The sequence below is a fragment of the Bacilliculturomica massiliensis genome, assembly GCF_900605495.1.
Classification (GTDB): domain Bacteria; phylum Bacillota; class Clostridia; order Peptostreptococcales; family Anaerovoracaceae; genus Bacilliculturomica; species Bacilliculturomica massiliensis.
In genome coordinates this window covers 347,609-373,177 of record NZ_LR027603.1, presented here as the reverse complement: position 1 = coordinate 373,177, position 25,569 = coordinate 347,609, and the positions used below count along the sequence as shown (strand labels likewise).

Sequence of the window (25,569 nt, the reverse complement as noted above, 5' to 3'; positions counted from 1 at the left end):
TTCGGCCCGCTCGGGCATGCTTCCGTGTCGGACTTCCTTTCGCCTTCACCCGTACGCCGGTCTTTTCTTTTATTGTATCACAAATTTCCTGCCACAGAGAGGTTTTCGGATAATTATGCCCTTTCGCTGTTTCAGATACTTCGCCTATTTGAGATTCTTCCTGCAGGAGTCATACCGTCAGGCAGCCTTGGCCGCGGACCGGGCGGCGACGTTTCGCCTGTCCGCCGCCTGCACCCGTATACGCTGTTTCCCGCGCCGGCTGCTCCGTCTCTCACCGGCAGTAAAAACGCCATCCGTCCTTCCGCGCCTGTTTTACCGCATACATAGCCGCGTCCGCCGCGTGATAGAGCATCCTGAACGTTGTCCCGTCCTCCGGACAGACGGCGACGCCCACGCTGACCGTTACCCTGCCGCATTCGGCCGCCTGAATGGCCCGCGCTCTCCAAACGATCTGCTCCGCCATGTCCGCGGCAGTATTACGGTCGCGGCATCCCGGCGCAAAGGCCACGAACTCGTCGCCGCCTGCCCGCGCCACAACTCCGGCGCCGGCAAACATATCCCTCAGTATGGCTGCCACGTCAACCAGCACCCCATCTCCTGCTACATGACCGTATCGGTCATTGATCTCTTTGAAATCGTCCAGATCCACCATAAAGAGCGTTCCGGTCCCTTCCTTTTCCAGCAGACGGCCGATCATCTCCTCGCCCGATTTATTGTAAGTGCCCGTCAGCGCGTCGGTCTGCGCCTGATCCCTCAGGCTTTTCTCACGTCTTCTCTGATCCGTTATATCCTCCAGCTTACCCAGGATCAACCCCGGGCCGCCTTTCCGATCCTCAACGGCCATGTATTTACAGCTGAACAGAATGTATTCCCCCCGGCGGCTTTTCATCCGCAGTTCCATGCATCGGATCTGGCCGTTTTTTTCTTCTGTTCCTTTTCCAAAGAGTTTTTTTATTTTTTCTCTGTCATCGGGATGCAGAATATCCAGATCGAATCCGCCGGCCGCCACGCCCTGAAACGTGAGCTGATCCATATTCAGCAGCTTGCGGACGTTGGGGGTGAATTCCACCGTATCCGCGCCGCAGTCATATTCAAACAATACTGTATCAGAAAAACTTATAAGAGTCTCATAGCGCTTACGTTCTTCTTGTAATTTCCTGCGTTCCCCGGCCGCAGCGCCCCACATTGCCCTGCTGGCGGCGATCGCCACTGCTGCGGCGATCAGGCCTGCAGAGGTCAGGCCGTGCGCCAGACCCTGCGCTGTGCCTCTCCCGCCGCGCCTGCCTGTTGTCTTAACTCGTTTCATCGTTTGGTCCCCACTTACCACACTCTTGGATAAACGTATTAAATCATCAATTAACGCATATAATACTTCTATTTTATTAATATATAGCGAATTATAACACATATAATGTTCATTCTACAATTCTCTTTTTCGCTATCCTTAAACTGAGGTGGTATTTATGGATGAAAATTTTATACGAAACCGTATTACTGAATTACGACTAAAAAAAAATGTTTCAGAGTATCAGATGAGTCTCGATCTGGGTCAGAACCGCAGCTATGTTCAGGCCATATCCTCGGGCAGGGCCCTTCCTTCCATGGCTCAGTTTTTCAGGATCTGCGATTATTTCGACATCACCCCCCTGCAGTTTTTTGACGCGGAATCGGTCAATCCGCAATTGCTGCGCAAAGCCATGGAAGGTCTGCGCAAACTGGACGACGACGACTTGATGATGCTCATTGGACTGATCAACCGTCTGCACGCAAAATAAAGAAATCCAGGCGCAGCGCTTCTTGAGCATGGTCTCACGGCCCTATTTCTTCAAAGGCTTACGGACTCATGAGCATATGATCCCATATGTTTATGGTATCATATGCCTATGGGATCATGGCTTTCAGCTTTACGACTTTACGACCGTCTGCACGACGGGTTCCCTTTCCCGGCGGCTCGGGATTCTCATAGCCGTCTGCGCGGAGATGCGGCCTGTCCAGCCGGGCCGACGTCGTCTGGACTGGCCGGCAGATCGATCGGATGAAGCGATCGGACAGAACGATCAGACGGGACGATCGGACGGAAGGATCGGACGGAAGGATGGGTACGATCCACGTCATCGGCGCTGCCCGACTGATCTGCCTGTCGCTGCCAGGATGGATAGGCGAGATCTAAGATTTTTCTCTTACTTGACCTAATAATCACACAAAAATAGGTGAAAGATCAATTAAAAAAGATCTTTCACCTATTATGCGGCATAATCTACGCGATTATCACCAATTTTGACAGGAATTTAGGTGATGATCGCTTTTTCTTTCTGGTTTCGCCTATCCAGCCCGGCCGGGCCGGCGCCGGCTGGAAAGACCGGACGGAACGAAGTCTATGCTCTATTCTGCTTCCGGCGCCTGCCGGCGTCTCATTCTCTTCGCCAGCTTCACGACTTCCACCTGCACTACGGTCAGCGCGGAAAGCGCCGCTACGATCAGCCATTGTGCTCCGGAAAGCGTCGTCAGGCGAAATGCGCTCTGCAGCGGGGGCAGAAAGAGGATGCAGGCCATGAGAGCTGCGGAAGCCGCAAAGGACACCCACAGCCAGGGGTTATGACCCTCGGCGCGCACCCACACCGGCTCCGTGTTGGAACGCTGGTTAAAGGACCGCAGCATCTGGGACAGCGCCAGCACGGAGAAGGCCATTGTCTGACCGACCGCGTGTCCGCCGGTCTCCGCGCCCACCCCGCCGGCCACACCGCCGATCCAGCTGTCCACGCCGCCGGACCCTGCGCCGATCCAGTAAGCTGTGGTGGTCATGGCCGCCACGAAGACACCCTGAACGATCACCCTGCCCACCAGCGATTTTTCAAAGAGAGTGCCGGATTTTACAGGTCGGTGGCGCATGATATTCCTGCTGGCAGGATCCACACCCAGCGCCAGAGCCGGCAGCGTGGCTGTGGCCAGGTTGACCCAGAGGATGTGGACCGCCAGCAGCGGGGCGTCCCAGTTAAACACGGTCGCCACAAACAGCGTGACGATCTCCGCGATGTTGCCCGCCAGAAGGAACTGGATCACCTTCTGAATATTTCTGTAGACGCGGCGTCCTTCTTTTATGGCGTAAGCGATAGTGGTAAAGCTGTCGTCCAGAAGGATCATATCCGCCGCTTCTTTCGCCACGTCGGTGCCTGTTACGCCCATTGCCACGCCGATGTCGGCCGCCTTCAGCGCCGGGGAGTCGTTCACTCCGTCGCCGGTCATGGCCGCCACCTCCCCGGTACGCTTCAGCGACTGGATGATGCGCAGCTTATCCGCCGGCGACACCCGTGCAAACACGGTGACCGTGCCCACTACGCTGTCCAGCTCTCCGTCGCTCATCCGCTCTAGTTCTTCTCCGGACACAGCGGCGTCCCCTTCACGCCAGATCCCCAGTTCGCCGGCGATGGCCGTGGCCGTTACCTTGTGGTCTCCGGTGATCATGACTGTGCGGATCCCTGCGTCGCGGCAGACGCGGACCGCTTCCGCCACTTCCTTTCGCGGCGGGTCGATCATCCCGGCGGCGCCGATGAAAGTCAGCTCCTTTTCCACGTCGGCTCCGTCCTCCTCCGGCACGGCTGAAAGCTCTCTCATGGCAAATCCCAGTACCCTCAGCGCCCGAGCCGACATATTCAGGCACAAACTGCGTATCTGCTCCTTATCTTCCTCGGTAATATCCCGCTCGCCCTTCGATGTGAGTATCCGGGTGCACAGCGGCAGCATTTCGTCCACTGCGCCCTTGGTGTACGCCGTTATCTTTCCGTCGATCTCGTGGACAGTGGTCATTCTCTTTCTGTCCGAATCGAAAGGCTGTTCAAACAGCCGGGGGTAACGGTCCTCCAGACTCTCGTGATCGATGCCGAAGGATTGCCCCAGATAGATCAGCGCTCCCTCTGTGGGGTCGCCGATGATCTCTCCTTCCCGGTCGGGATCAAGGCTGGCGTTGTTGCACAGCGCCCCTGCCCAGACCAGCTGGCGGTAGACTTCCCGATGGGTTTCCGAAGCTTCCTGCAGCGGGGTCGTTTTTCCCTCCTCAAAATCGCCGTTGACCGCGATGTCCGTGACCGTCATTTTATTCAGAGTCAGGGTCCCCGTCTTATCGCTGCATATCACCGTGGCGCTTCCCAGCGTCTCCACTGCGGGAAGCCGACGGATCAGAGCGTTTCGCTTCGCCATTCGCCGGACTCCCAGCGCCATGACGATGGTGGCCGTGGCGGGCAGTCCTTCGGGAATGATGGAGATCGCCAGCGATATGGCGACCAGAAACTGCGGGATCAGCGGCCGCTGATAAAATGCCCCGATGGCAAAGATCAGGATACAGACCACGATGCCCGCCGCCGTCAGCGTCTTTCCCACGGCGGAGAGCTTACGCTTCAGCGGCGTATCCAGGTCGTCCTGTCCTTCCAGCATGCCGGCTATATTTCCCACCTCCGTATCCATTCCGGTGGCGGTGACCACTCCGGTCCCTCTCCCGTATATGACGATGGACGAGGTGTAGAGCATATTGCTTCTGTCGCCCAAAGCGCAGCTTTCAGGGAGCACATCCTCCCAGTCTTTTTCCACGGGCACGGATTCGCCGGTCAGCGACGCCTCCTGCACCTTCAGATTGGCCGAATCGATGAGCCTCATATCTGCAGGCACCATGCTTCCGTCTTCCAATACGACGATATCGCCCGTCACCAGCTCTGACGCCGGAACGATACTCTCCTCGCCTTCCCGGATCACCCGGGCGGTAGGAGCGCTGATGCTCCGCAGCGCTTCCAGGGAAGATTCCGCCTTTTTCTCCTGAACGATACCGATCACCGCATTGATGACCACGATAGCCGCGATGACCGACGCCTCCGTCCACTCGCCCAGCAGAGCGGAAAGAGCCGACGCGCCGATGAGGATCAGCACCATGGGGTCCGTGATCTGCTCCATCAGCATCTGACCGATGGACCTGGCCTTCTTTCTCCGCAGCTCATTTCTTCCGTTTTCCTGCAGCCTTTTTGCCGCCCCGGCATCTGACAGACCGTCCTCCGACGTTCCAAGGGCTTTCAATACCTCATTTGCCGTCATAGAATACCAGGGCTTTCGTTTGTGACTTTCCATATGGAAATAACACTCCTTTCATACGATTAAGATTTATTTTGTTCAGCTTGCGCTGTTTCAAACATCTACTGTTTCTTCCGTTTTTCCGGAATGCTCCGGCCGCCCCGTCCCTGGGCCGCCGCTTCTCCGGAAAAACGCAAAAAGACACAGCCCGGCGCCTGTGGAAACGCCGGATTATGTCTTTTTGCAATCATGAGCTGAGTTATTGAGATATTATCACATTTATTGCACAGAGTTTTGGAATCCCGGCCAGTCCATACAAAGACGGCGGCATTCTTCTCTCTGCCGAAACATGCGTTGTAACTATTTTTGCGATAACTGTAACTGTGGCCGCAACTGTGGCTACTGTCGCTGTCATCCATTTCTTTTCTGCTCCTCCTGACCTCTTCAGATCAACTGTTGTTCTCTTGATAACACGTATTATATCGACGCCCTGTCCTGCCGTCAAGGGGATAAGATTGTCGAAAAAGCACGATTTTCAGCGAACCACGCTGTCGTTCTCCCGGCGCTTTCAACGTAATTTCGGAATACTGTGTTCAAAATACGAAAAAAGGGTGGACAGATCTCAAATATCCTGCTATACTTGTCAACAATAAACATTTAAACAGAGTCAAATGCAATGACGGGGAGGAGTACATACCCATCGAAGTTCCAGAGAGAAGATGGATGGTGCAAATCTTTACGGAGAGAGTATGGAAGTAGCCCCCGAGCAGTGAACCGAACGGAACAGTTTTGGCCCGCCTGCGAAAAGCAGCTGTTCTCAGTAGACTTCAACGTCCTTCCCGCGTTACAGGGAAACGGTATCGATCTGCCGACCGCTGATCCGTACCGAAAGAGCGCGGAGCATATATGCTCCGAATTTAGGTGGTAACACGGATGTAAGGTTCGCCCTAAGCTGACTGCAGCTTAGGGCTTTTCTGTTTTTCAGATCAACCGCAGCGCCGACGACGGGCCGGCCATCAGGCGGGCGTCTTTTTCGCAGCTCGGTACGGCAGCCGTCGCGTCCCCGCGGCGGCAAAGTTCTCCGATCTACGAAAAAACTTCGCCCCGCAGTGTCAGAATGGAGGAAAAAATATGAAACAGGTAAAAGGAACAGAGTTATTCGTCAAGGCGCTGAAGGAAGAAGGCGTGGATCTCCTTTTCGGCTATCCGGGAGGTCAGGCCATCGATCTCTTCGACGCGCTCTACGATCACAGAGAGATCGAAGTGGTGCTTCCCCGCCATGAACAGGGGCTGATCCACGCCGCCGACGGCTATGCCCGTTCCACCGGCCGCGTAGGCGTCTGTCTGGTCACCAGCGGCCCCGGAGCCACCAATCTGGTCACCGGCATCGCCACAGCCAACTACGACAGCGTACCGCTGGTCTGCTTCACCGGACAGGTGCCCCTCAATTTGATCGGAAACGACGCCTTTCAGGAAGTGGACATCGTAGGCATCACCCGCAGCATCGCCAAGCACACCGTTACAGTCCGCCGCAGAGAGGACCTGGGCCGCATTATCAAAGAGGCTTTTTACATCGCCAGGACCGGCAAGCCCGGACCGGTGGTCGTGGATATTCCCAAGGATATCCAACAGGCTATGGGCAGCGACGAATATCCGGATGAAGTAAGCATCCGCAGCTACAAGCCAAGCACCGGCGTACACGAAGGACAGCTGAAAAAAGCGCTGAAGGTATTGGAAAAGGCCAGGCAGCCCATTTTCCTGCTGGGTGGCGGCGTCAATCTTTCCGGTGCGGGCCAGGCCATGGTCAAGCTGGCGGAACTCACCAATGTTCCCGTGGTCACCACCATCATGGGCAAAGGCGCGGTCCCCACGGATCATCCTCTGTACATAGGCAATCTGGGCATCCACGGCAGCTATGCCACCAACACGGCGGTCAACGACTGCGACGTGCTGTTCTCCATCGGCACCAGATTCAACGACCGCATTACGGGAAAGACCAGTGAATTTGCCAAAAAGGCTAAAATCATTCATATTGATATCGACTCTGCCTCTATATCCAGAAATATCGTGGTGGACATTCCCATCGTATCAGACGCGAAAACGGCTATCGACAAGATGCTGGAGCTGGCAAAACCGCTGGATACGGCAGCCTGGCTGGAAAAGATCAGGGCCTGGGATCAGGAGCATCCTCTCATTGCCGACGACGGCGGCGAGGGCGTGACGCCTCAGAAAATCATCGGCAAGATCAACCAGCTGTTCCCCCACGATTCCATCGTGGTGACTGACGTGGGACAGAATCAGCTCTGGACCACGCAGTACCTTGAGCTCTCCAGCAGCCGCCAGATGCTGACCTCCGGCGGTCTGGGCACCATGGGCTACGGTTTTCCCGCAGCCATCGGGGCGAAATTCGGCAACGAAGACAAGACCGTCATCTGCATTTCCGGTGACGGCGGTATGCAGATGAACATTCAGGAGATGGCTACAGCCATGGCTTATGATCTGCCGCTGATCCTCTGTGTGCTGAACAACTCCTATCTGGGCAACGTGCGCCAGTGGCAGGAACTGTTCTACAACAAACGTTACTCCGGCACCTGCCTGCGTTTCCACAAAAGCTGCGGACGCATCTGCGAGCAGGAGGGCGGCGTGTGCCCCAATCCGCCCTACATTCCGGACTTCGTCAAGCTGGCGGAAAGTTATGGAGCCCACGGCATCCGCGTGGAAAAAGAAGAGGATATCGAGAAAGCTTTTGTCGCTGCCAGGGAAAACACGCAGGGACCCACCCTCATCGAATTCATCATCGAACGCGAGGCCGACGTGCTGCCCATCGTCGCCACGGGCAAGCCGCTGAACGAAATGATCATGGACTGCTAATCAGGAGGAGATATTATGGAAACAACTATGAAAAAGAGATGGATTTCAATCTTTGTAGAAAATGAGATCGGTGTTCTGGCCAAGGTCTCCGGCCTGTTTGCCAGCAAGTCATACAATCTGGATACTCTGACGGTAGGCGAGACCGAGGACCCCACGGTCTCCCGTATGACCATCAGTCTAACTATCGACGACATCACATTTGAGCAGATCAAAAAGCAGCTCAACCGCAGCGTGGACATCATCAAAGTGATGGATTTCACCGACATTCCCATCGTGCTCCGAGAGATCCTGCTCATCAAGGTCCGCGGCTGCTCCGACAGCGAAAAAGCGGAGATCTTCCGCATCGCCCAGGTCTACAACCTGCGGATCACCGATTACGGCAAGAAAAACGTGCTGATCGAATGCGCCCATACAGAGACGAAAAACAACAGCATGATCAAGCTGTTCAACGACATGTTCAGCGGACGGATCGAGATCGTCCGGGGCGGAAGTGTCGGCATAGAGGCCATCAGCGTTCAGGATCGCTGAGATGAATAAGAAAAAGCGGGGCTGTTCACTGAGGTGCAGCTCCGCTTTTTTAGATTTATTATGCGGACTTGCCGTCCGGTTCGCCCTGCTTTCCGCCCGGTTCCCAGGCCGGCCGCTCCCCGGTGGGATTCACGTGGACCATACAGTGCTTTACCTGGGGAAACTGACCCTCGATGGCGTCGTGCACCCGCTCCGCGATCTCGTGGGACGCGCTGAGGGAAAGATCACCGTCGGCGGCGATCTCTATATCCACATACGCTCTTGCTCCGAACATCCTCGTACGGATCTCGTCGATCTTCTCCACGCCCTCCTGCGAAGCGATCAGCCGTTCCATCTCGCCGATCAATTCGCCGTCGCACGCCTTGTCGACCATTTTATCCACAGCGTCTTTGAAAATATCGAAGGCCGCCTTTCCGATGAACAGACAGATCGCCACACTGGCGACGGGATCCAGCACCGGGAAGCCCATGCGCGCTCCCAGAATACCGATGAACGCACCGATCGACGACAATGCGTCCGACCGATGATGCCAGGCGTCGGCCAGCAGCGCGCCGGAATTGATCTTCTTCGCCGCTCCCCGCGTATACCAGTACATCCATTCCTTCACCGCGACAGAAAGCACCGCCGCCGCCAGCGCCAGCGCACCGGGTATTTCCAAACCCATGTCTGCTCCGCCCACGATCTTTTTTATACCGCTGACTCCGATCCCCACTCCCGTGGCAAACAGAATGACAGCCAAAATAATGGAAGCGACGCATTCCATCCGCTCGTGGCCATATGGGTGTTCTTCGTCAGACTTCTTGTTTGATACATTTACTCCGATGATGACAATGATCGTGCTGAACACATCCGAAGCCGAATGAACGGCGTCGGAGATCATTGCCCCTGAATGCGCGATCAGTCCCGCCGCCAGCTTGAACAGCGACAGAGCTACATTGATAAATATGCTCACCGACGAAACACGCATTGCGATTTTTTTACTGTTGACAATTTCATTTTCCATAATAGTTACCTCTATTCCTCTCTACTGAATCAAGATAGCTCTATGGCCCTGCCTTCCACCAGTCCCCCGTTTTGAACCGTTCTCTTTCCGTTCGGCCCTTTTCCCCGGCATGTTCCCGATCGTTCCCGTGCCCTGCGGCTTCCCGCGTCTGGGTAATAAAAAAACATCTGAGGAACAATACGAGTAAACTACTGTCCCACAGATGTTTTGATCACCTGCTGCCGCACGAAGCGGCCCGGCCCCACGAACGGATCTCCGTTCATCGCCTGCTCAGTTTGTACTGTAGATATAATGCAGTGCAAAGAGTATTTTTATATAATATGCGAAAGCACTGGATTTGTCAAGGAATCTTCAAAAAGTCAGCGAATGCAAACTTTTTTCGCCCTCCCCGGCCCTCTACGCGCCGGACCCGGCTTCAGGCTATGGATAGTCTGCGCTGGTCTCTGTCGTAAAAATACAGATTGTCTGACAGCTTTTCCACGCCGACAAATTCCATGGCGTTAGCCTCCCTCAGCATGTTTGTCAGTACGCCCGGGTCGGCGAAGCGTTCTGAAACGGCGATCACTTCGTGCACCGAGGATGGGATCACGTAAAAACTGGACTTCATCTTATCAGCCACGGCCTGCAGTTCGTCGTCGTACAGCATGCCGGCGGCGCCCTGCAGATGGATGCTGTTGGTGATGAACTGGATGGAATTGATGATCTCGCTCTTTCCTTTCAGCTCTCCACCGGCCTTTCCCCTTGCTCTGATGTCTGAGACCGACCCCTCCCGCGGACAGGGAGCGCCTTCCTCCCAGACCGCCGTTTTTTTCTCATCTATCTCCTCAAGCATTTCCTCCGCGGTGATTCTCATTTCATCCATGGTCTGCGTTACCACGGGAAACATCCTGCGGGTGTTTTCCAGCGCCAGCCGGTGCAGCTCATCTTCTGTCATGCGGATCTCCTCCAGAAGGTGATGATCCACGCGAACTGTGGCCAGATTGTTCCCGGATTTTCCCATGATAAATCTGTAGATCACGGAAAGATCCAGCAGATCCCTGTGGGGCAGTTCTTTCAAAAGCTCCTCGTTTTCTTCCCTGTTGACCAGATTGATGACGATCTGATCCTTCCATTGCGAAAAATCAATGTTTCCAAAGGACGGCTGCAGCTTCTGATATGTATAGACGATCAATTCCGCCGTCTGCTTCAGCAGCCTGTCCATATCCTGAAACTCCTCAAACTCTTTGTATATCTCCTCGATATAGATATTGGGCGAGGCGGCGGCGCTGTTATCGGGCGGCATCAGGTTGAGACAGTCCAGCGACTGATTCACCTTTCGCACTCTGCGCAGCTCCACGCGGTAGTCCCCAAATTCCTCCGGCAAAAATTCTTTGATCCTCTCCGATACGATGTCGCGAAACAACTCGTAACTCATCATTTTTTGATCCTCTCTTTCCCCGGCGCCGGGCTCTGCGGCGCCGGTCAACATCTGTGGCGAAAATATCCTTTTCAGTTGATCCGGTGGAGCTGCCAGTACTCCTCGCTGTCGTCCACGATCACCGATACGCTGTGAGTCTTTTCCACATCGCCGCCGTATCTGGCGGTAAACTGGAAGGTCAGTTCTTCCGGAGACGGTCTGCCCCATCTGTGCAGCATATCTCTGTGCCAGATCGTTCCCCCGTAGATCATATCGCCGTCGCCGGTCCGCTCCCCCGTGGCCGTCATCCGGGCGCCGTACGGCTCTCCCGCGATCTGACAGGATACCGATCTGGGATCTCCCGACACCACCGCCCGAAGCACAAATTCTTCCCCTGACCAGAATACATTTGTCCCGCGTCTGCGGGGCGCCTTCTGCCCTTTGTACTCTGAAAAGTCCACTATTTTGCTGAATTCCGTACCGAAACGATTTAGGTTGTATTTCTTTCGATTCTGTTCCCACTGATCCCTGTGACTGACCGATCCCAGAATATTTCCCTCTGTCACTACAGTGAATCTGCTGCTGTCCAGCCCTGCTCCGCTCCAGTCCCGCACCGTGCACACCACCTCGTAACGGCCCGGCCGCGCCTTCTCCGAAATGATGTCGGTGAGCACTTCCGGATACCTGCCCCCGGCGCCGGCCGTGATCCCGGATCTCCGTTCCGTATGGATCAGGCGGCCCTCAAAATACACTTCCGTGGTCAGCTGCAGCGGGTCCTTTTCTCTGTCGTCCACGCCGACCCCGATCCGATAGGCGTGGTTTTCTTTCACGCTTCCCGGCACCGTCCTGATGTGCGTGATCCACGGCGCTTCGCCGCCGCCCTGTACGTAAAAGGTCAGACTTGCTGTGTTGCTGGCTTTGTCGTAATTCGGATTTCCCGCCGGATCTCTGCCGCGGGTGGTGTTGTCCTCCTGCCAGTGTTCCACCGTGTATTTCCCGTCCACGTAAAAACGGTCGATGGGCTTGTCCAGCACGGTTCCCGGCGCAGACACCGCGTTTCCATTCCCATCCAGAATGATCGCGGCCTGAGGGTGGGGTCCATCGTTGAACGGCGTATGCGTATAACGCCAAGATTGCTTTTTTGATGGATCCTTTTCATAGTCGAAGTAATTGACATTGTATGCCACCAGCTCTCCTTTCCTGTAGATGAGCCTGATCTGGTCCTCTTCCGCTTTTTCTGCTCTCACCACGGAGAGCTGTCCTTCGTGGGTCTTCCAGCGCGTCACCGTGTTGCTTTCCGCCATCTTACTGTCCTCCACGTAGACCTTCACGCCATTCTGGATGCTGTAGATCTTTAGATTTTTCAGCAGATAGTCTCCCGCTGCTCCCGGGACAAAGCGGAACGCCACCTCGCCGGTAAAGCGGTCATTTTCCACAAACAGCCCTCTTTCTCCGTCAGCCTTCCCTGCGATCAGGAAACGATTGGTTCCAGTGAGGGCGTATGCAGACGGTCTTTCAGGCGTCACAATCTCCAGATCCGAAAAGTCTCCGTTACTTGAGGTGTTATATGTACTGTGGGAGACTTTTGCTGTTACCGTACCCGACATGTTTCGCCAATTCACCGGATAGTAATCCGGAAGATACTTGATCTCGTCCCTGTTCTCCTTGCGTTTTCGCGCGGAAAGCGAATAATTTCCGGTTCGGGAATCGATGCGGTAATTGACCGCTTTGTCAATTCTCGACCGCAGGCCGATGTTCAGGTATGCCGCCGTTCCCCCTGCGTCGATGATCAGTTCTTTATTTCCCCGCTCCCGGGAGACCCAGCTGTGATACGGTCCCCATGCGGACAGGTTTCCCAGGTAATAACAGTCGGCAGGGACCGCAGTATACGCAGCCGCCGCGTTGGGCGCCAGAAAACTTCCCCGCACGCGACGCCAACTGTCCCCCGACACATCCGACCAGGAGACGACGCCGTCCGCCACCGGCCCAGCTCCGTTTTCCGAAAGCTCCGTCAGATCCACCCGCAGATCGTCGATGACACACCAGCACAGATGGGATTTTCCATAATCCCCGCACAGTGCGCTGACCGTGTGCGTCCCAGGGCCCAGCAGCTCCGGGTGCGTATAATGGCCGGAAGCCTGATTGGACGCTATAAAGTTTTTCCAAAAGGCTCCGTCTACGTAGTAGCCGGCGTTGTAATCCCCATTGTTTTCCCGCAGAATATCGTAGTCAAATACCAGAACTCCCTGTTTTCCCTCCGGCACTGTAAATGTGAACGCGCTGCTGTCCCTGCGGTAGCGGTTGGAGCTGGATCTGCCGTCGCAGTAAGCCAGCCTGTATTTCCCGCCGCTGACCCTGCCTGCGCTCAGTGAAAAGAACGGGTTCAGTTCCGTATCGCTGAAATCTTCTGCAAAGCTGTCCGTCACCACATACCGCTGATCGAGAAGATCTCCTTGCGGGATCACGCGCGCATATTGGCCGGAGATCTGCAGAAGATCAGACGCCGCAGGAGCGGCGGCAGCTCCCTTGCTCTGGTAATCGTATTCGTAGAAATACTGCGTTCCAGGCTTCAGCTTATAGCTGCGCTCCATATAGCTGTTCCCGTTCCGGGCGGTCAGCTGCAGCACATCTCCTCCGCCGTCGTCCTTCAACAGGGCCGCCGCGGCGGCCTCAGCCAGCTGTTCCGGAGATGAGACCCGGCCCGCCGCACCCATTGCTCCGGCAATGTGGGCGCCGTACCGCACCGCGCCGTTGGCAGATGCGAACAGAAACGCGCCCGCGCGCTTCTCCCGCAGCAGCGACGCCAGATCGGCAGGCGCCTCTGCAGATGCTTCATTGCTGTTGTCAAGCACCACCACAGCGGACAGATCTTTTCCGCCGGACAGTCCGCGATTGAAGTATCTGGTCAGTATCTCATCCATACTCTGTCCCCAGCTCACCAGCTTCGTGGTGTGATTTGCATTCGCATACTGATTATTATCGCCGGTGCTCACCGCAATGTAAGCGTCGCTGCGCGAGGCGTATTCCGCGCTGCTGTTCAGACCGGACCAGACGCCGCTGCCCAGATTGCACTCCGCCGCCGTGCCTTTTTTCACGTCGAACCGAAAAGCTCTGGCGCGCTCCGCCATACCGTGAGCCGCTCCGTTGTATCCCTGATCGGCGATAAAAATGTATTCTCCGCCTACCATGACATAGACATTGCCGTCTCCGTGTTCGATACCCATGAGTATCCGGTCCGCCTTTGCAGGGTAACCGTTGTCTTTTCGCTCTTCCGCCGCCGTGCTGCCGCTGTAGCCGTTGTTGATCCCCCAGACCTGTACTCTGGTACGTTTATACTTCGAAGCGTTTACATTGGACGTCAGCCCCACATAGTTCGCCACCCCTCCGGAATCGTAGATCGGTACCACATAATCCTGATAGGTATGTTCCAGGCCGCTTCCCACTGTCTTCAGCAGCGTATTGTCCTGTCCGTACACACGAATGCGGAGGTCGCCCGCTCCGCCGGTTCTGGGCGTCACGCAGCTGACGATCAGCTTTCCTTCCGTATCAGCCCCCGCCAGCCGATATGCCGTGCGGCTGTCGTCGTCCTCTGTCCCCGGCAGGCGCTCCATGCGCAGCTGCTCCGCGCGCGGATCGAAGATCCCCCGATCGACGCCGCCTGCGCTTCTGACGAGGAAATGATCCTCGCCTCCGATGCGTCTCACATGTTCCGGGGAGATATGGAAACCAAAGATTTTTTTTGCTGTTCCGTCCCCCATGCTGATCCGGTAAATGCCGTCTGTCTGGTATGTGTAGATGGACCGTCCGTACACACTGTTGGATCTTCCGATGGCATAGGGCAGCGCCGTCAGGATCGAGCCGCTCTCTTTGTCGATGATCACCGTCTTGCCCGCCACGAAAAAATACAGATACTTATTGTCGTTATCCTGTGCGAAATACGCGCCGTAACCCCGGTCCGCCGTACCGACCAGCTCTCTGGTAATGCTGCAGTTCCAGACCGGCGTCATATTCCCTTCCTGCTTTCCGTCGTAAGCTGCGATCGTGAAGGGCAGATTGGGATAATCATCATAATCCGATACACCCTGCACCCAAGTCGCCTCCGCCTTATACAGCCGATGGTCGTCCACCGCCCAGGAACCTTCTTCCCAAAACCCGGACCATCCCCCCTGAAATCCGTAATTGACGCGCGCCTCAGCCCGCGCGCTGTATGTAATGCTGTTCCCTGGCGCCGGCGCCATCTTTTCTACTGTTATCTGTGGGTCGACCGCATTTCCCAAAAGCTCCGCGGCAAGTCCGGCTGCGCTGTCCTTCAGAAAACGGTATTCCTCATCGCCCCCCGCCAGCATGAGGATCTCCGCTGTACGGGATCTGAGCGGTTCCAGACTGACAAGCGGCGCTACGTTCGTCACCTCAGTCACAGCCAGCGCCGAGGCCGTCAGGTAGTCTTCCTCCGCTATATACTCTTCCAGCGTCTCCTCCGTCCACACATCCTTTACATGGAGCTTCAGCTGCAGCTTCCCGACGCCGGCGCGCTCAAACTCAATGGATTTTTTCGTACCGAAACTGTTGTCCCGGTAGCCCGGTTTTTTATCCGCCTCCGTAAACACCGCGTTTTCGAAAGGATCCAGGGCCGCCGGCGAGGTAAAGACGTCGCTGATCCCATCGTAACCCGCGGCATTCGCCACGCTCCACGTGCGTTCCAGCTGATCTCCGTCCGTTTTCGATCCATCCTCAGCTGCGATGACCGCCGTGTTTGTTCCGCTGTTTCTGAGAAATGCGGGTTCTACATTGATGGCCGCCTCCGGCGCGCGGTCCGGAACCACAGTAAAATCTTCCTCCGCCTCGTCCCACAGCCCCCGGCTGTCCCGGGCGTAAACATAGTAACTGAAATCCTCCGTGCGCGCGTTCTTCGTCAAAAACTCCAGACGGCAGTTAGTCCAGTATTGATCGGACGGCTGTGGAACAATGGCTCTGGTCTTGATCGTCTCCGAATTCTGCAGCACGTTTTTCCTGCCGTCCAGATGGTTGACCAGTCTCACCCTCTCCACCTGATCCTCCGCCTGCGATCCCGCCGCCGGATCCTCTGCCCCTTTTCGGCGGATCTCTACATACAGTTCTCTCAGAGGATTATCCGCGTTGGTTGCCACCTTGATATTCAGGACCTGCTTCCGATTCTGCTTCTGCGTTCCTCCCAGGCTTGCGATCACGGTGGGCGTCTTCAGTACTTCCACCGGCTTTGTATCGTAAAGCCTGCCTCCGTACCGGGGAGACACACGCAGCTGCACGTGATAACTGCCCTTGTGGGGAAAGGTCACATCCGCTTCTGTATCGCTGTCCCTCAGCCTGCTGACCCTCCCTCCCGTATTGCTCTCCACGATCTGAAAACTATTTCTGGCGTAATTCTCCGCATACGCTCTGACCGCGCTGTAGGCAACGCCGCCGATGCTGAATGTGGACCGATCCTCCGCCCTGACCGGATGCGTCTCATAAGTCCGGTTCGGCAGAGACAGCAGCGCCTGACCCTGTATATCAGGCGGCACAAAACATCCGCAGTCCCCCGTCCCGAAATCCGCGCACGTCCGTTCCGTACAAACGCCTTCCTCTGTGAGCTCACACTGCCCGCACTTTTGACATATCTTCTTTCCCGGCGCCGGTTCCTCCGGTTCATCCGGCTCTTCCGGTTCAGCGGGCACATGGTCCTCATTGTACACGTAAAACGTGAACTTCACGGGATATTCAAAGCACAGTCCCAGCGCTCCGGCATTAGAGAACGTTCCTTCCCCGACTGAAAATCCGTCGGAAGGCAGATACCTGCTGTTTATGACCAATTCCTTTCCCCCGGCGATCGTTCCGCTGGTATCGGTGATCATTCCTGGATGGATCCAGCCCCGCGGCATGCCCGAGGTATCCGTCGGGTCGCTTCGGTTTACCCAGCCGTTGACCTGTACGGCTTTGTAGCCGTTGCCGAATACAGAATACATATTGTAGCCGTATTTGCGCTCGATCAGCGGAACTGTGACGGGGATGCCTAATTTGAATGGATCTTTAAAAGACAGCTCCCTTGTGGGTATCAAATTGAACTTTGGCCGGGCACTGAATGTCAGAGTAGAATTATTTATGCTAAATGTCCGATCGTTTTCAAATATCTCCGATAGTTTTGCACTAGACCCGGATTGGATCATAGGAACTACTTTCTTTCCAGCAGCGATCTGCTCTTTTACAACAGCGGGAATGTTTAATGTGAAATTAGCTTCGTTGGCTGGGATGACCAATTTATCTCCGGCTCCCATTTCCCGATCAGACACCTTGATCGCCTCTGAACCTTGATTGGTCACCTTCCAGTAGCCGCCGCTGTAGTGCCACAGATCCAGCTTTGTGGTAGTTGACAGATCGGAGCCCCGGATGAGTTCATAATGTTCATCTGTAGGCGGGTTTTCCAGCAAAACACCGCTGTTGCCGTCTGCCGCCATGATCCGTACGGATGCGATCCCATAACAGAAAAATAGCGCCAAAATAATTACTGCAAGAAGCCATTTTTTTTGCTTCTTCATCTTTATCGTTCCCTCCTGTCGTTAGGAATATGGAAATCATTTAAAACAACGCGGCAGCTTTAACATTTAACAAAAAAAATAACCGCCTTTCGTTTAGAGCTGCGGTTATTTTCCAATATTTGTTGCTATAAAATTATCATTGCCAGCCGTAATGCCGATCCAGTGAATAGAAATAATTCTCTGTCGCTTCCGTAGCAGAACCCTGACGGTTAATGGCAAATGTATCGTAAATCTGTAGATTATCATACGCCCTCTGCATCTGATAGCTTGCTTCTTCACTGCCAATGTAGGTGTCATCTATCTTATTAATTGATATTCCTACTCCGGCAGTGTAGACTTCTGCTAGTGATTTCATTCCTGTAATTTCGCGTACAATCGTTCCTTCTCTTGGAATGTTATCTTCTGGGTTTACAGCCCCTGTTTTAGCAAGCCAAGATGGTTTCATCAAATCCTGCTTAAAATAAACCTCTGCCCCAAACTGCACCCGATACCCCTCGGGAACCTGCGGCAGTGTCACCGTCATATAATACTTCCCGCCGCTGCCGTAGAACTTCAAACCGGCCAGGATCTGATCCATGTATTCCCGCGCCTTCTCTTCCCTCATCACAGTGCGGCCGTCTACATTTACGGTCTCATCTGCCGCCGGATCAAAACTGATTTTCTGCGGCCCCTTCTCCAGAATATCCCGGATCCGATCTTCCTGTGACAGGTTTTCCCGCTTCTCGCTCTGCTTTTCCGCGACGGCTTTCAACTCAGCCGCATTGGGGATCTTGCGCCGGCTTTCGTCAGCCAGATGCCAGATCACTGACGCCGCCTCACCGCGGTCCAGCGTGGCCGCAGGCCGAAATGTTCCGTCAGGATAGCCGGAGAGGATACCGGCTCCGTAAGATCTGATGATTTCGTATTCATGAGGAGTCGACGCCTCCACGTCGCTGACGCTTTCCTGCAGTAATGTATAGAATTCGCCTGAAACATCGACGGTTTTTCCCAGGATGTTGCTGACGATCACCGCCATGTGCTCCCGAGGAATGGGCGCGTCCAGAGCTGTGGGCGGCAAGTTCCGATCAGACAGGTATCCCTTCTCCAGCGCCAGATCATAGTAATTCTTCGACCAGTGCTCCGGCGCTGCCGCCGCTGGGAGCTCCTGTCCGGTGGCCGCCTTCACTGCCATGGTGATAAAGTCCCCAAACGTTACTGTGTCCATCGGACGGAATGTACCATCCGGATCGCCGCTGATGATGTTTTTCTCCGTCATCGCTTTCACCGCGCTGCAAAACCAGTCGCTTTCCGCCACATCGCTGTAGCCGGATGCCGCTGACGCAGGCAAAGGCGCCGCACACATCAGCAGCGCCGCGGCTGCCGCCGCCCATCTTTTCTTTTTCATTCCTACTCCTTTTCGAATCAGACCGCGAAACGATATCCCATTTTCATTTCGTTCTCTCCGGCAAGCCGCAGACTAAGGTGTTACCGTCATAATACCATATTATCCACTATGTTACAATACATTTTTTTAAAATTCTGGATGTATTCGTATTGCAGATCAGTCTCAAAAAGGAAGGTCTTCGTCATCCAACGCTTCAAAGCCCTCCGGCAGTTCCTCCTCATTTCCGCCGTGGACACCGGCCTGTTCATCTTCTTTTTCCTGCGCGTCACCTTCCGTTTCCCGGCCTTCTGCTCCGGAATGTTTTTCTCCTCCCGGCAAAAAGTCAACTCTTTCTGCCACAATATCAGTAGCATACTTCATCTCTCCTGATTTGGCCTTGTAATTACTGGTCTGCAGCCTCCCCTGTACGCTCACCAGCCGTCCTTTTGCCAGATAGCGCTCGCAATTTTCCGCCTGTCTTCCCCACACCACGACCCGCGGAAAATCCGCGGCTTTTTCCTTTGACAGCGGGCGATTGACAGCCAGCGTGAAAGTCGCCACGGCATGCTGCGTTTCCGATGTATAACGGATCTCCGGATCTTTTGTCAGTCTTCCTACAAGTGATACTGAATTCATAATAACCTCCTGTTTTTACTTCCTTCTTGTTTGTGTCTCTCAGCTAACGTTCAGACTTTTTCTCTTTTCTCCGCATTTCCATATTCAATTCTCAAAGTCCATTTATTTACATATCCATAATATTACATCTCTCCAACAATGTCAACCATATTTTTCTATATTTATTTTTTTATTACATTCAGTTATCGCCTACGTCCTTCATCAAAACGGCCGCAGTCTCGGAAGAAAAGCAAAGAACGGGCAGTCAGCCTCTTTTTCGCTGTCTACCCGTTCTTTGGTCTCCGTCCGCTTTTTCTCCTGCAGGAGGGGAGGGGATGCTTATCATGTGCCTTATGGTAAGCGACACACGCCTTGCAGTCTCCAAACCGCCTGCAGTTTTTCCATCTGCAGCTGCACACCGTCTTTCCGTTTTCTAAAATGCCGGCGGTCTCCCTGCCGCCTGTACTCCCGTTATGCCCGGCGTGGTCAGTCTCGACGATCTTCTCCTGCTGCCCGGCGTTCCCATTTCCGCTCTCATGCTCCCCCAGGCACACATCCCCTAACTGCCGACCGTCCCTATCTATCCCGAGGTTTCTCTCACCTGCAATACCTGTCCGCCGCATGTCCTGCATCCAGAAATCGAGCGGTCTGCCGCGGGAGGGAAATCCCGCGGCCATGCATACCACCCGGTTCAGTTCCTGCGTGTGGACACTCTGATAAAGCTGGGTCTCATCCACCGGCACGGGGATGCCCCATAAAAAATCATCCGCCAGATTCAGCGATGCTACCGGTCTGCGCCCATGGGTCTTCGTTATCCGGATCTCTCCCGCCCGCTGGAAGTACACTTCGATCTGCCACGCCGGGACTTCGGCCTCGTCCAGCGCTGTTTTCAACCCTTCGGAAAACCGAGACGGAAAATCATCCCAGTCCGCTGCCTGCATGCCGCAAAGCACCAGAGAAAAACGATTGGATGCGTTTACAGCCACCAGGCTCCGGGCGCCCTGCAGCAGGATGGTGTGAAGCTCCCAGCAGTAAAACAGATCGCTATCCTCGCCGTAAGGAGGCGCTTTTCGTTTTAGATATTTCTGCAACGGTATAGTCAACCCAAGCTGCATTCCGACCTCCATTTCACCATTTCAGCGCCGCTTTCAGTTCCCCGTATCCCTCTCGTTCCATTTCCTCACTGGGAATAAACCGGAGGGCAGCGCTGTTTATGCAGTACCGCAGTCCGCCCAGCGCCGCAGGTCCGTCTGCGAATACATGCCCCAGATGGCTGTCTCCCGCCCGGCTCCTCACCTCTGTGCGGACCATGCCATGACTGTGATCCGCCCTCTGCTCTATGGCGTCCGGCGACAGAGGCCGCGCAAAGGCCGGCCAGCCGCACCCGGAATCGAATTTGTCCTCAGAAGAAAACAACGGTTCTCCCGTGACGATATCCACGTAGATCCCCCTGCGGTCTTCGTCAAAATATTCGTTGGAAAAAGGCGGCTCAGTGGCATTTTCTCTGGTCACGCGATACTGCATGTCTGTGAGTCTGTCCCGCAGTTCTTCTTCCGGCGGTGCGATGTACCTCTCTCTGCAAAATGATCTTTCGTCCTCAGCAGGTCCGGTGGCTGCACAAAAGGCCGCCGCCCGGCTCACGTCGATGTGACAGTAGCCGTGAGGATGTTTTTTCAGATAATCCTGGTGGTAGTCTTCCGCCCTGTAAAAATTGCGAAGCGGCTCTACCTCTGTGACGATCTCTTTCGTATACAGCGCCCGCCTGCGTTCTACGAATTCCTCTATAACCGGCTGATCCGCCGAGTTTACATAATAGATCCCTGTCCGATACTGCACCCCTCTGTCGTTTCCCTGACGATAGCGGCTGGTGGGATCGATCACACTGAAAAAAGCTTCCAGCAGCCTGTTCAGAGGAATCGTCCGTGGATCGTAGGACACCTCCACGGTCTCGGCAAATCCCAAAGTCCCGCCGCACACTTCCTCATATGTGGGATCCTCGCCTTCTCCGTTGGCATATCCCACTTCCGTATCTGTCACGCCGTCAATGCGTGACAGATATTCCTCCAGTCCCCAAAAACAGCCTCCTGCAAGATAAATTCGTTCACCCATACCCAATTCCTCCTCGATTCTATATTTGAATGCGCATCCGCCCGCTGAGGCAGCGGATGCTCTGTACATTCCCTTCTTCTTTTTCCCGAATTGGGCGGAGATAAAACAGGTTTCGCTTATTTTTCCCATCAGAGACGCGGAAAGAACGACTGGCTGTTATCCAAGCATTTTCTTCATGTCCTCCTCCGGCGTGCTCACAGTGGTGATGTGGTAGTTCTCCGCCAGAAATGCCAGCACGTTTTTGGAAAGAAATGCGGGCAGCGTGGGTCCCAGGCAGATATTCTCTATTCCCAGATGCAGCAGCGTCAGCAGGATACACACCGCTTTCTGCTCGTACCAGGAAAGTACCATAGAAAGAGGCAGATCACCGATCCCGCACCCCAAAGCTTCCGCCAGTGCAGACGCTGCCTTGATGGCGCCGTAAGCGTCGTTGCACTGTCCCATATCCATCAGCCTGGGCAGACCGCTGATGGTTCCCAGATCCAGATCGTTGAACCGGTATTTGCCGCAGGCCAGGGTTAGAACAATAGTATCCTCCGGCGTCTGCTTTACAAAATCCGTATAGTAGTTTCTTCCGCCTCTGACGCCGTCGCAGCCGCCCACCAGAAAGAAGTGCCTGATCTCGCCGGATCTTACGGCATCGATAATCTGGTCGGCCACGGAAAGAATGGCCCCGTGTCCGAATCCGGTGGTCACCTGGCGTCCTCCGTTGATCCCCGTAAACTCCTGATCTGCTTCGTAGCCTCCAAGCTCCAGTGCTTTTTCGATCACAGGCCAAAAATTCTTGTCACTTCCGATGTGTTCCGCCCCCGGCCAGGATACGGCTTCCGTAGTAAACACCCGGTCCGCATAGCTCTCTTTGGGCGGCATGAGACAATTGGTGGTAAACAGGACCGGCGCGGGAAGACCGGCGAATTCCTTCTGCTGATTCTGCCAGGCCGTTCCGAAATTACCCTTCAGATGCGAATACTTTTTCAGTTCCGGATAGGCGTGGGCGGGCAGCATTTCACCGTGAGTATAGATATTGACCCCTTTCCCCTCGGTCTGCTCCAGCAGCAGCCTGAGATCCAAAAGATCGTGGCCGGTCACGACGATAAAGGGTCCTTTCTCCACGGTGAGCGAGACTGTGGCAGGCGCAGGCGTTCCAAATGTCTCGGTATTCGCACGGTCCAGAAGCTCCATACATTTCAGATTGACCGCTCCCGTCTCCATCACCGCCGGCAGCAGCGTTTCCATGCTCCCCCGCTGACCAACGGCATCCAGCGCCCGGAAAAAGAAGCGGTCTACGCTGTGGTCGGAATATCCCAGAACCAATGCGTGGTACGCGTATGCCGCCATTCCTCTGATACCGAATAAAATCAGCGACTTCAGGGAGCGAATATCCTCATCTGCGTTCCACAATTCCTCCATGCGGTAATTTCCCTCGGCTCCTGATCCGGCGTCCGTCGGCCCGCCGGATACTGCTGCCCTGGCACAGTTAATTTTTTCCGTCATTTCCCGGATGACTGCATCATTAAAATTTACGTTGGTAACGGTGGCAAACAACCCTTCCACCACCAGCCGGCATAGCTCAGGCTCAGGTTCTCTGTCTCTGCAGGCCCGGGCGAGGCCGATCAACGCGCCGGTCAGTTCATCCTGCAGATTCGCCGTCTCCGCCGTCTTTCCGCACACTCCCGCGCAGCCCGTACAGCCGCCGCGGCCTGCCGTCTGTTCACACTGATAACAAAACATTTTCTGATCCATCCTGTCCCTCTCCTTTTCCTGACTTTCATCCTACGAAAGCCTGCCACTCTTTGCAGTTTACTTGACTTGATGGATTCAGTATAATATAATAATTTCTACATTTATGTTGTTCCAACAACGTAAATGAGAATATTTGCTCACGTTTCTGTCGGTTCTCAGATTTATTACAGAATGGATTTCTTATTTTTTTCTTTTTGCCTGCAAAAGAGGTTCAAAAACGAAAAAAATATAGATAATATTCATTTTTTATGAAAAATTTGTAAAATATTTTTTCATATTTCGTACAATATCACTTACAAAAAGAAAAAAGCGACATGAATCGACAAGGCAAGCAATTGAAATGCCTGTTAGGTCCTCTGTTTTTTTCTCTTTTCAATGTTGAAAGACGGCAAAAAGAAAAAATGGAGCCCCTCATGTTTTCGATCAACAAAAAATTGAAATTACGAAGGAAATATCGCAAAGCCATATCGACGTAATAACCTTCTCTTGGCGGGAGCAGGCCCGCGAGACGAATACCATTTATATCTGACAGAAGAATGATCTGTTCCAGGAGGCGAAGAAAACTATGGATTATGATTTTATCTCAAAGACAGCGATTTTTCGGGGCGTGACAGGCAGCGAGACGGAGGCCATGCTTCAATGTCTGCACGCATACTCCAAGACTTATGGGAAGGATGAGACGGTTTACCGGACGGGCGATCACATTGACTCCATGGGACTGATCCTATCGGGCAGCGTGAATATCGAGCAGGGCGACGTGTGGGGACGGATCAGCATTATCGACAACATCGGACGAGGCCAGGTATTCGCGGAGACCTACGCCTGCATGCCCGGCGAACCGCTGATGGTGGACGTCATCGCCGCGGAGGAGACGGAGATCCTGTTTCTGAACGCGGAGAGGGTGCTCACCACCTGCCCGTCCTCCTGTACGTTTCACAGCCGCCTCATCCGCAATCTGCTGGCCGTCATGGCCGGCAAAAATCTGAACCTGACGCGGAAGATCGGACACATTACGCCGCGCTCCATCCGCGAACGGCTTCTTTCCTATCTTTCTCTGCAAGCCATCCGCCAGGGACGCTACCGGTTTGAGATACCGTTTAACCGGCAGCAGCTGGCGGATTACCTCTGCGTGGACCGCAGCGCCATGTCTAACGAGCTGAGTAAAATGCGCCGGGAAGGACTGCTGGAGTTTGAGAAAAACAGATTTTGTCTGAAAGAAGACCCCCAGGGCGGCGGGCAGAACGGCGGCCGACGGGGTCAGGAAGACTGACCTGACGGGGCTGGCTCCGTTACAGGCCCATAGACCGGCAGCTTTGAAGTCCGTAGGCAGGCTCTGCCGCACGCGCCGCCCGATTGACGGCCTGGGCCGTCACTTCAGCCGCCAGCATGACAGCTACATCGAGATTTGCCGCAGCCCGGCACGTTGACGCCGCGTAGATGCTGTCCCCATCCGCCGAGGTGTGTACCGGCCGGATCGTTCTGGCATAGCCGTTGTGCGCGGCGGAAGCGACGCGCTGCAGCTCCATCTTATTGAAACTTCCGTTGGTGAGCACTACGGTGAGCGTGGTATTCGACGAAGGCTGAGCCGCAAAGAGATTCTCATCGCCGCAGCCGGCCAGCATCCTGCAAAGCTCCGCCTGACAATCTGCGAAGCCTGAACCGTCCTCGTTCAGCATGCCTGCGATCTTTCGTCCGCTCCCCGCGTCAAAGATGTCTCCCAGAGCGTTGACCACCGCCAGCGCGCCGATCTGCAGTTCACCGAATTGAACAGCGTACGCGCCCAGTCCGGATTTCATCATGTACCCGGCGCCCCGTGCCTTTCCAACCGTAGCCCCGGTCCCCGCGCCCACATTGCCCTCCGCATGGCAGTGCGCTCCGCTGAACGCATCTGCACAGGCGGCGCGGCCCATCTTTTTATCCGGACGCACCGCTGCGCTGCCTACTCCAAGGTCGTAGATGCAGGACTGGCAGACCAGCGGCACCTTAGCAAAGCCGGTCTCAAAGCCGATCCCCCGTTCCTCCAGAAATTCCGCCGCGCCGCAGCCCGCTTCCAACCCGAAGGCGCTGCCTCCGCTGAGCACGATAGCGTGTATGCGTTCCGCTGAAGCCAGAGGCTGCAAGAGCGCAGTCTCCCGGGAGGCCGGTCCCCCGCCCCGCACATCCACAGCCGCGCACATGCCCTCCGGCGCGATCACTGCCGTACAGCCTGTGGCATGCTCCGCATCCTGGGCGTGTCCGATAAGGATCCCCTCGAAATCGCCGAGCCTGATCTCCCTGAGTTCCAGTCTGTTTTGTCCGTCCATTTTTGTCACCTCAATTTCTGTCATTGACCGATCTT

Annotated in this window: 17 protein-coding genes, 1 riboswitch and 1 other annotated feature; of the genes, 5 read left to right on the top strand and 12 right to left on the bottom strand. The window is 54.9% G+C overall.

Annotated features, from left to right (window positions below):
- Window positions 1–271: 271 nt before the first annotated feature.
- A complete protein-coding gene (locus E0E37_RS11290) occupies window positions 272–1,306 on the bottom strand; it encodes a sensor domain-containing diguanylate cyclase (protein WP_165445325.1) in 1,035 nt (344 codons plus the stop codon).
- Between the two features lie 157 nt (window positions 1,307–1,463).
- Between E0E37_RS11290 and E0E37_RS11285 the strand changes: the two genes are divergently transcribed.
- Entirely contained in the window at window positions 1,464–1,775 is a 312-nt protein-coding gene (locus E0E37_RS11285; protein WP_130863143.1) for a helix-turn-helix transcriptional regulator, read from the top strand.
- 260 nt (window positions 1,776–2,035) lie between these two features.
- Window positions 2,036–2,170, top strand: a complete 135-nt coding sequence (locus E0E37_RS19010; protein WP_281275528.1) for a hypothetical protein — start codon at window positions 2,036–2,038, stop codon at window positions 2,168–2,170.
- 212 nt (window positions 2,171–2,382) lie between these two features.
- Here E0E37_RS19010 and E0E37_RS11280 read toward each other — a convergent pair whose 3' ends face one another.
- On the bottom strand, window positions 2,383–5,109 hold the full coding sequence (locus E0E37_RS11280) for a cation-translocating P-type ATPase (protein ID WP_130863142.1): 2,727 nt from the start codon (window positions 5,107–5,109) through the stop codon (window positions 2,383–2,385).
- A 65-nt stretch (window positions 5,110–5,174) separates the two neighbouring features.
- Entirely contained in the window at window positions 5,175–5,471 is a 297-nt protein-coding gene (locus E0E37_RS11275; protein WP_130863141.1) for a hypothetical protein, read from the bottom strand.
- 248 nt (window positions 5,472–5,719) lie between these two features.
- Window positions 5,720–6,005, top strand: a binding site (T-box leader).
- A 178-nt stretch (window positions 6,006–6,183) separates the two neighbouring features.
- Between E0E37_RS11275 and ilvB the strand changes: the two genes are divergently transcribed.
- Both ilvB and ilvN read left to right on the top strand, forming a co-directional pair.
- Entirely contained in the window at window positions 6,184–7,923 is a 1,740-nt protein-coding gene (gene ilvB, locus E0E37_RS11270) for a biosynthetic-type acetolactate synthase large subunit (protein ID WP_130863140.1), read from the top strand.
- A gap of 15 nt (window positions 7,924–7,938) precedes the next feature.
- Entirely contained in the window at window positions 7,939–8,451 is a 513-nt protein-coding gene (gene ilvN, locus E0E37_RS11265; RefSeq protein ID WP_130863139.1) for an acetolactate synthase small subunit, read from the top strand.
- Window positions 8,452–8,509: 58 nt separating this feature from the next.
- Here ilvN and E0E37_RS11260 read toward each other — a convergent pair whose 3' ends face one another.
- From E0E37_RS11260 to hcp, 8 genes are all read right to left on the bottom strand, one after another.
- The gene (locus E0E37_RS11260) at window positions 8,510–9,454 is read right to left on the bottom strand and encodes a cation diffusion facilitator family transporter (RefSeq protein WP_130863138.1); all 945 of its coding nucleotides are present in this window, start codon (window positions 9,452–9,454) and stop codon (window positions 8,510–8,512) included.
- A gap of 189 nt (window positions 9,455–9,643) precedes the next feature.
- Window positions 9,644–9,738: riboswitch (NiCo riboswitch) on the bottom strand.
- 131 nt (window positions 9,739–9,869) lie between these two features.
- Complete coding sequence (locus E0E37_RS11255) at window positions 9,870–10,871, bottom strand: DUF5688 family protein (RefSeq protein WP_130863137.1); 1,002 nt, start codon at window positions 10,869–10,871, stop codon at window positions 9,870–9,872.
- Window positions 10,872–10,942: 71 nt separating this feature from the next.
- Entirely contained in the window at window positions 10,943–17,401 is a 6,459-nt protein-coding gene (locus tag E0E37_RS11250; RefSeq protein WP_130863136.1) for a hypothetical protein, read from the bottom strand.
- Between the two features lie 136 nt (window positions 17,402–17,537).
- Window positions 17,538–18,785, bottom strand: a complete 1,248-nt coding sequence (locus E0E37_RS11245; protein WP_130863135.1) for an S-layer homology domain-containing protein — start codon at window positions 18,783–18,785, stop codon at window positions 17,538–17,540.
- Between the two features lie 162 nt (window positions 18,786–18,947).
- Window positions 18,948–19,400 carry a single-stranded DNA-binding protein gene (locus tag E0E37_RS11240; protein ID WP_130863134.1) on the bottom strand — a complete coding sequence of 151 codons (453 nt, stop codon included), beginning with the start codon at window positions 19,398–19,400 and terminating at the stop codon, window positions 18,948–18,950.
- A 263-nt stretch (window positions 19,401–19,663) separates the two neighbouring features.
- Window positions 19,664–20,494, bottom strand: a complete 831-nt coding sequence (locus E0E37_RS18715) for a DUF6933 domain-containing protein (protein WP_207303001.1) — start codon at window positions 20,492–20,494, stop codon at window positions 19,664–19,666.
- Between the two features lie 13 nt (window positions 20,495–20,507).
- Complete coding sequence (gene msrB / locus E0E37_RS11230; RefSeq protein WP_207302959.1) at window positions 20,508–21,488, bottom strand: peptide-methionine (R)-S-oxide reductase MsrB; 981 nt, start codon at window positions 21,486–21,488, stop codon at window positions 20,508–20,510.
- 156 nt (window positions 21,489–21,644) lie between these two features.
- On the bottom strand, window positions 21,645–23,231 hold the full coding sequence (gene hcp, locus E0E37_RS11225; RefSeq protein WP_207302958.1) for a hydroxylamine reductase: 1,587 nt from the start codon (window positions 23,229–23,231) through the stop codon (window positions 21,645–21,647).
- 565 nt (window positions 23,232–23,796) lie between these two features.
- On the opposite strand from hcp, the gene E0E37_RS11220 reads away from it, so the two are divergent.
- On the top strand, window positions 23,797–24,501 hold the full coding sequence (locus tag E0E37_RS11220; protein WP_130863132.1) for a Crp/Fnr family transcriptional regulator: 705 nt from the start codon (window positions 23,797–23,799) through the stop codon (window positions 24,499–24,501).
- A gap of 19 nt (window positions 24,502–24,520) precedes the next feature.
- Here the strand turns inward: E0E37_RS11220 and E0E37_RS11215 are convergent, their stop codons facing one another.
- Complete coding sequence (locus tag E0E37_RS11215; protein WP_246019708.1) at window positions 24,521–25,558, bottom strand: P1 family peptidase; 1,038 nt, start codon at window positions 25,556–25,558, stop codon at window positions 24,521–24,523.
- Window positions 25,559–25,569: the final 11 nt, after the last annotated feature.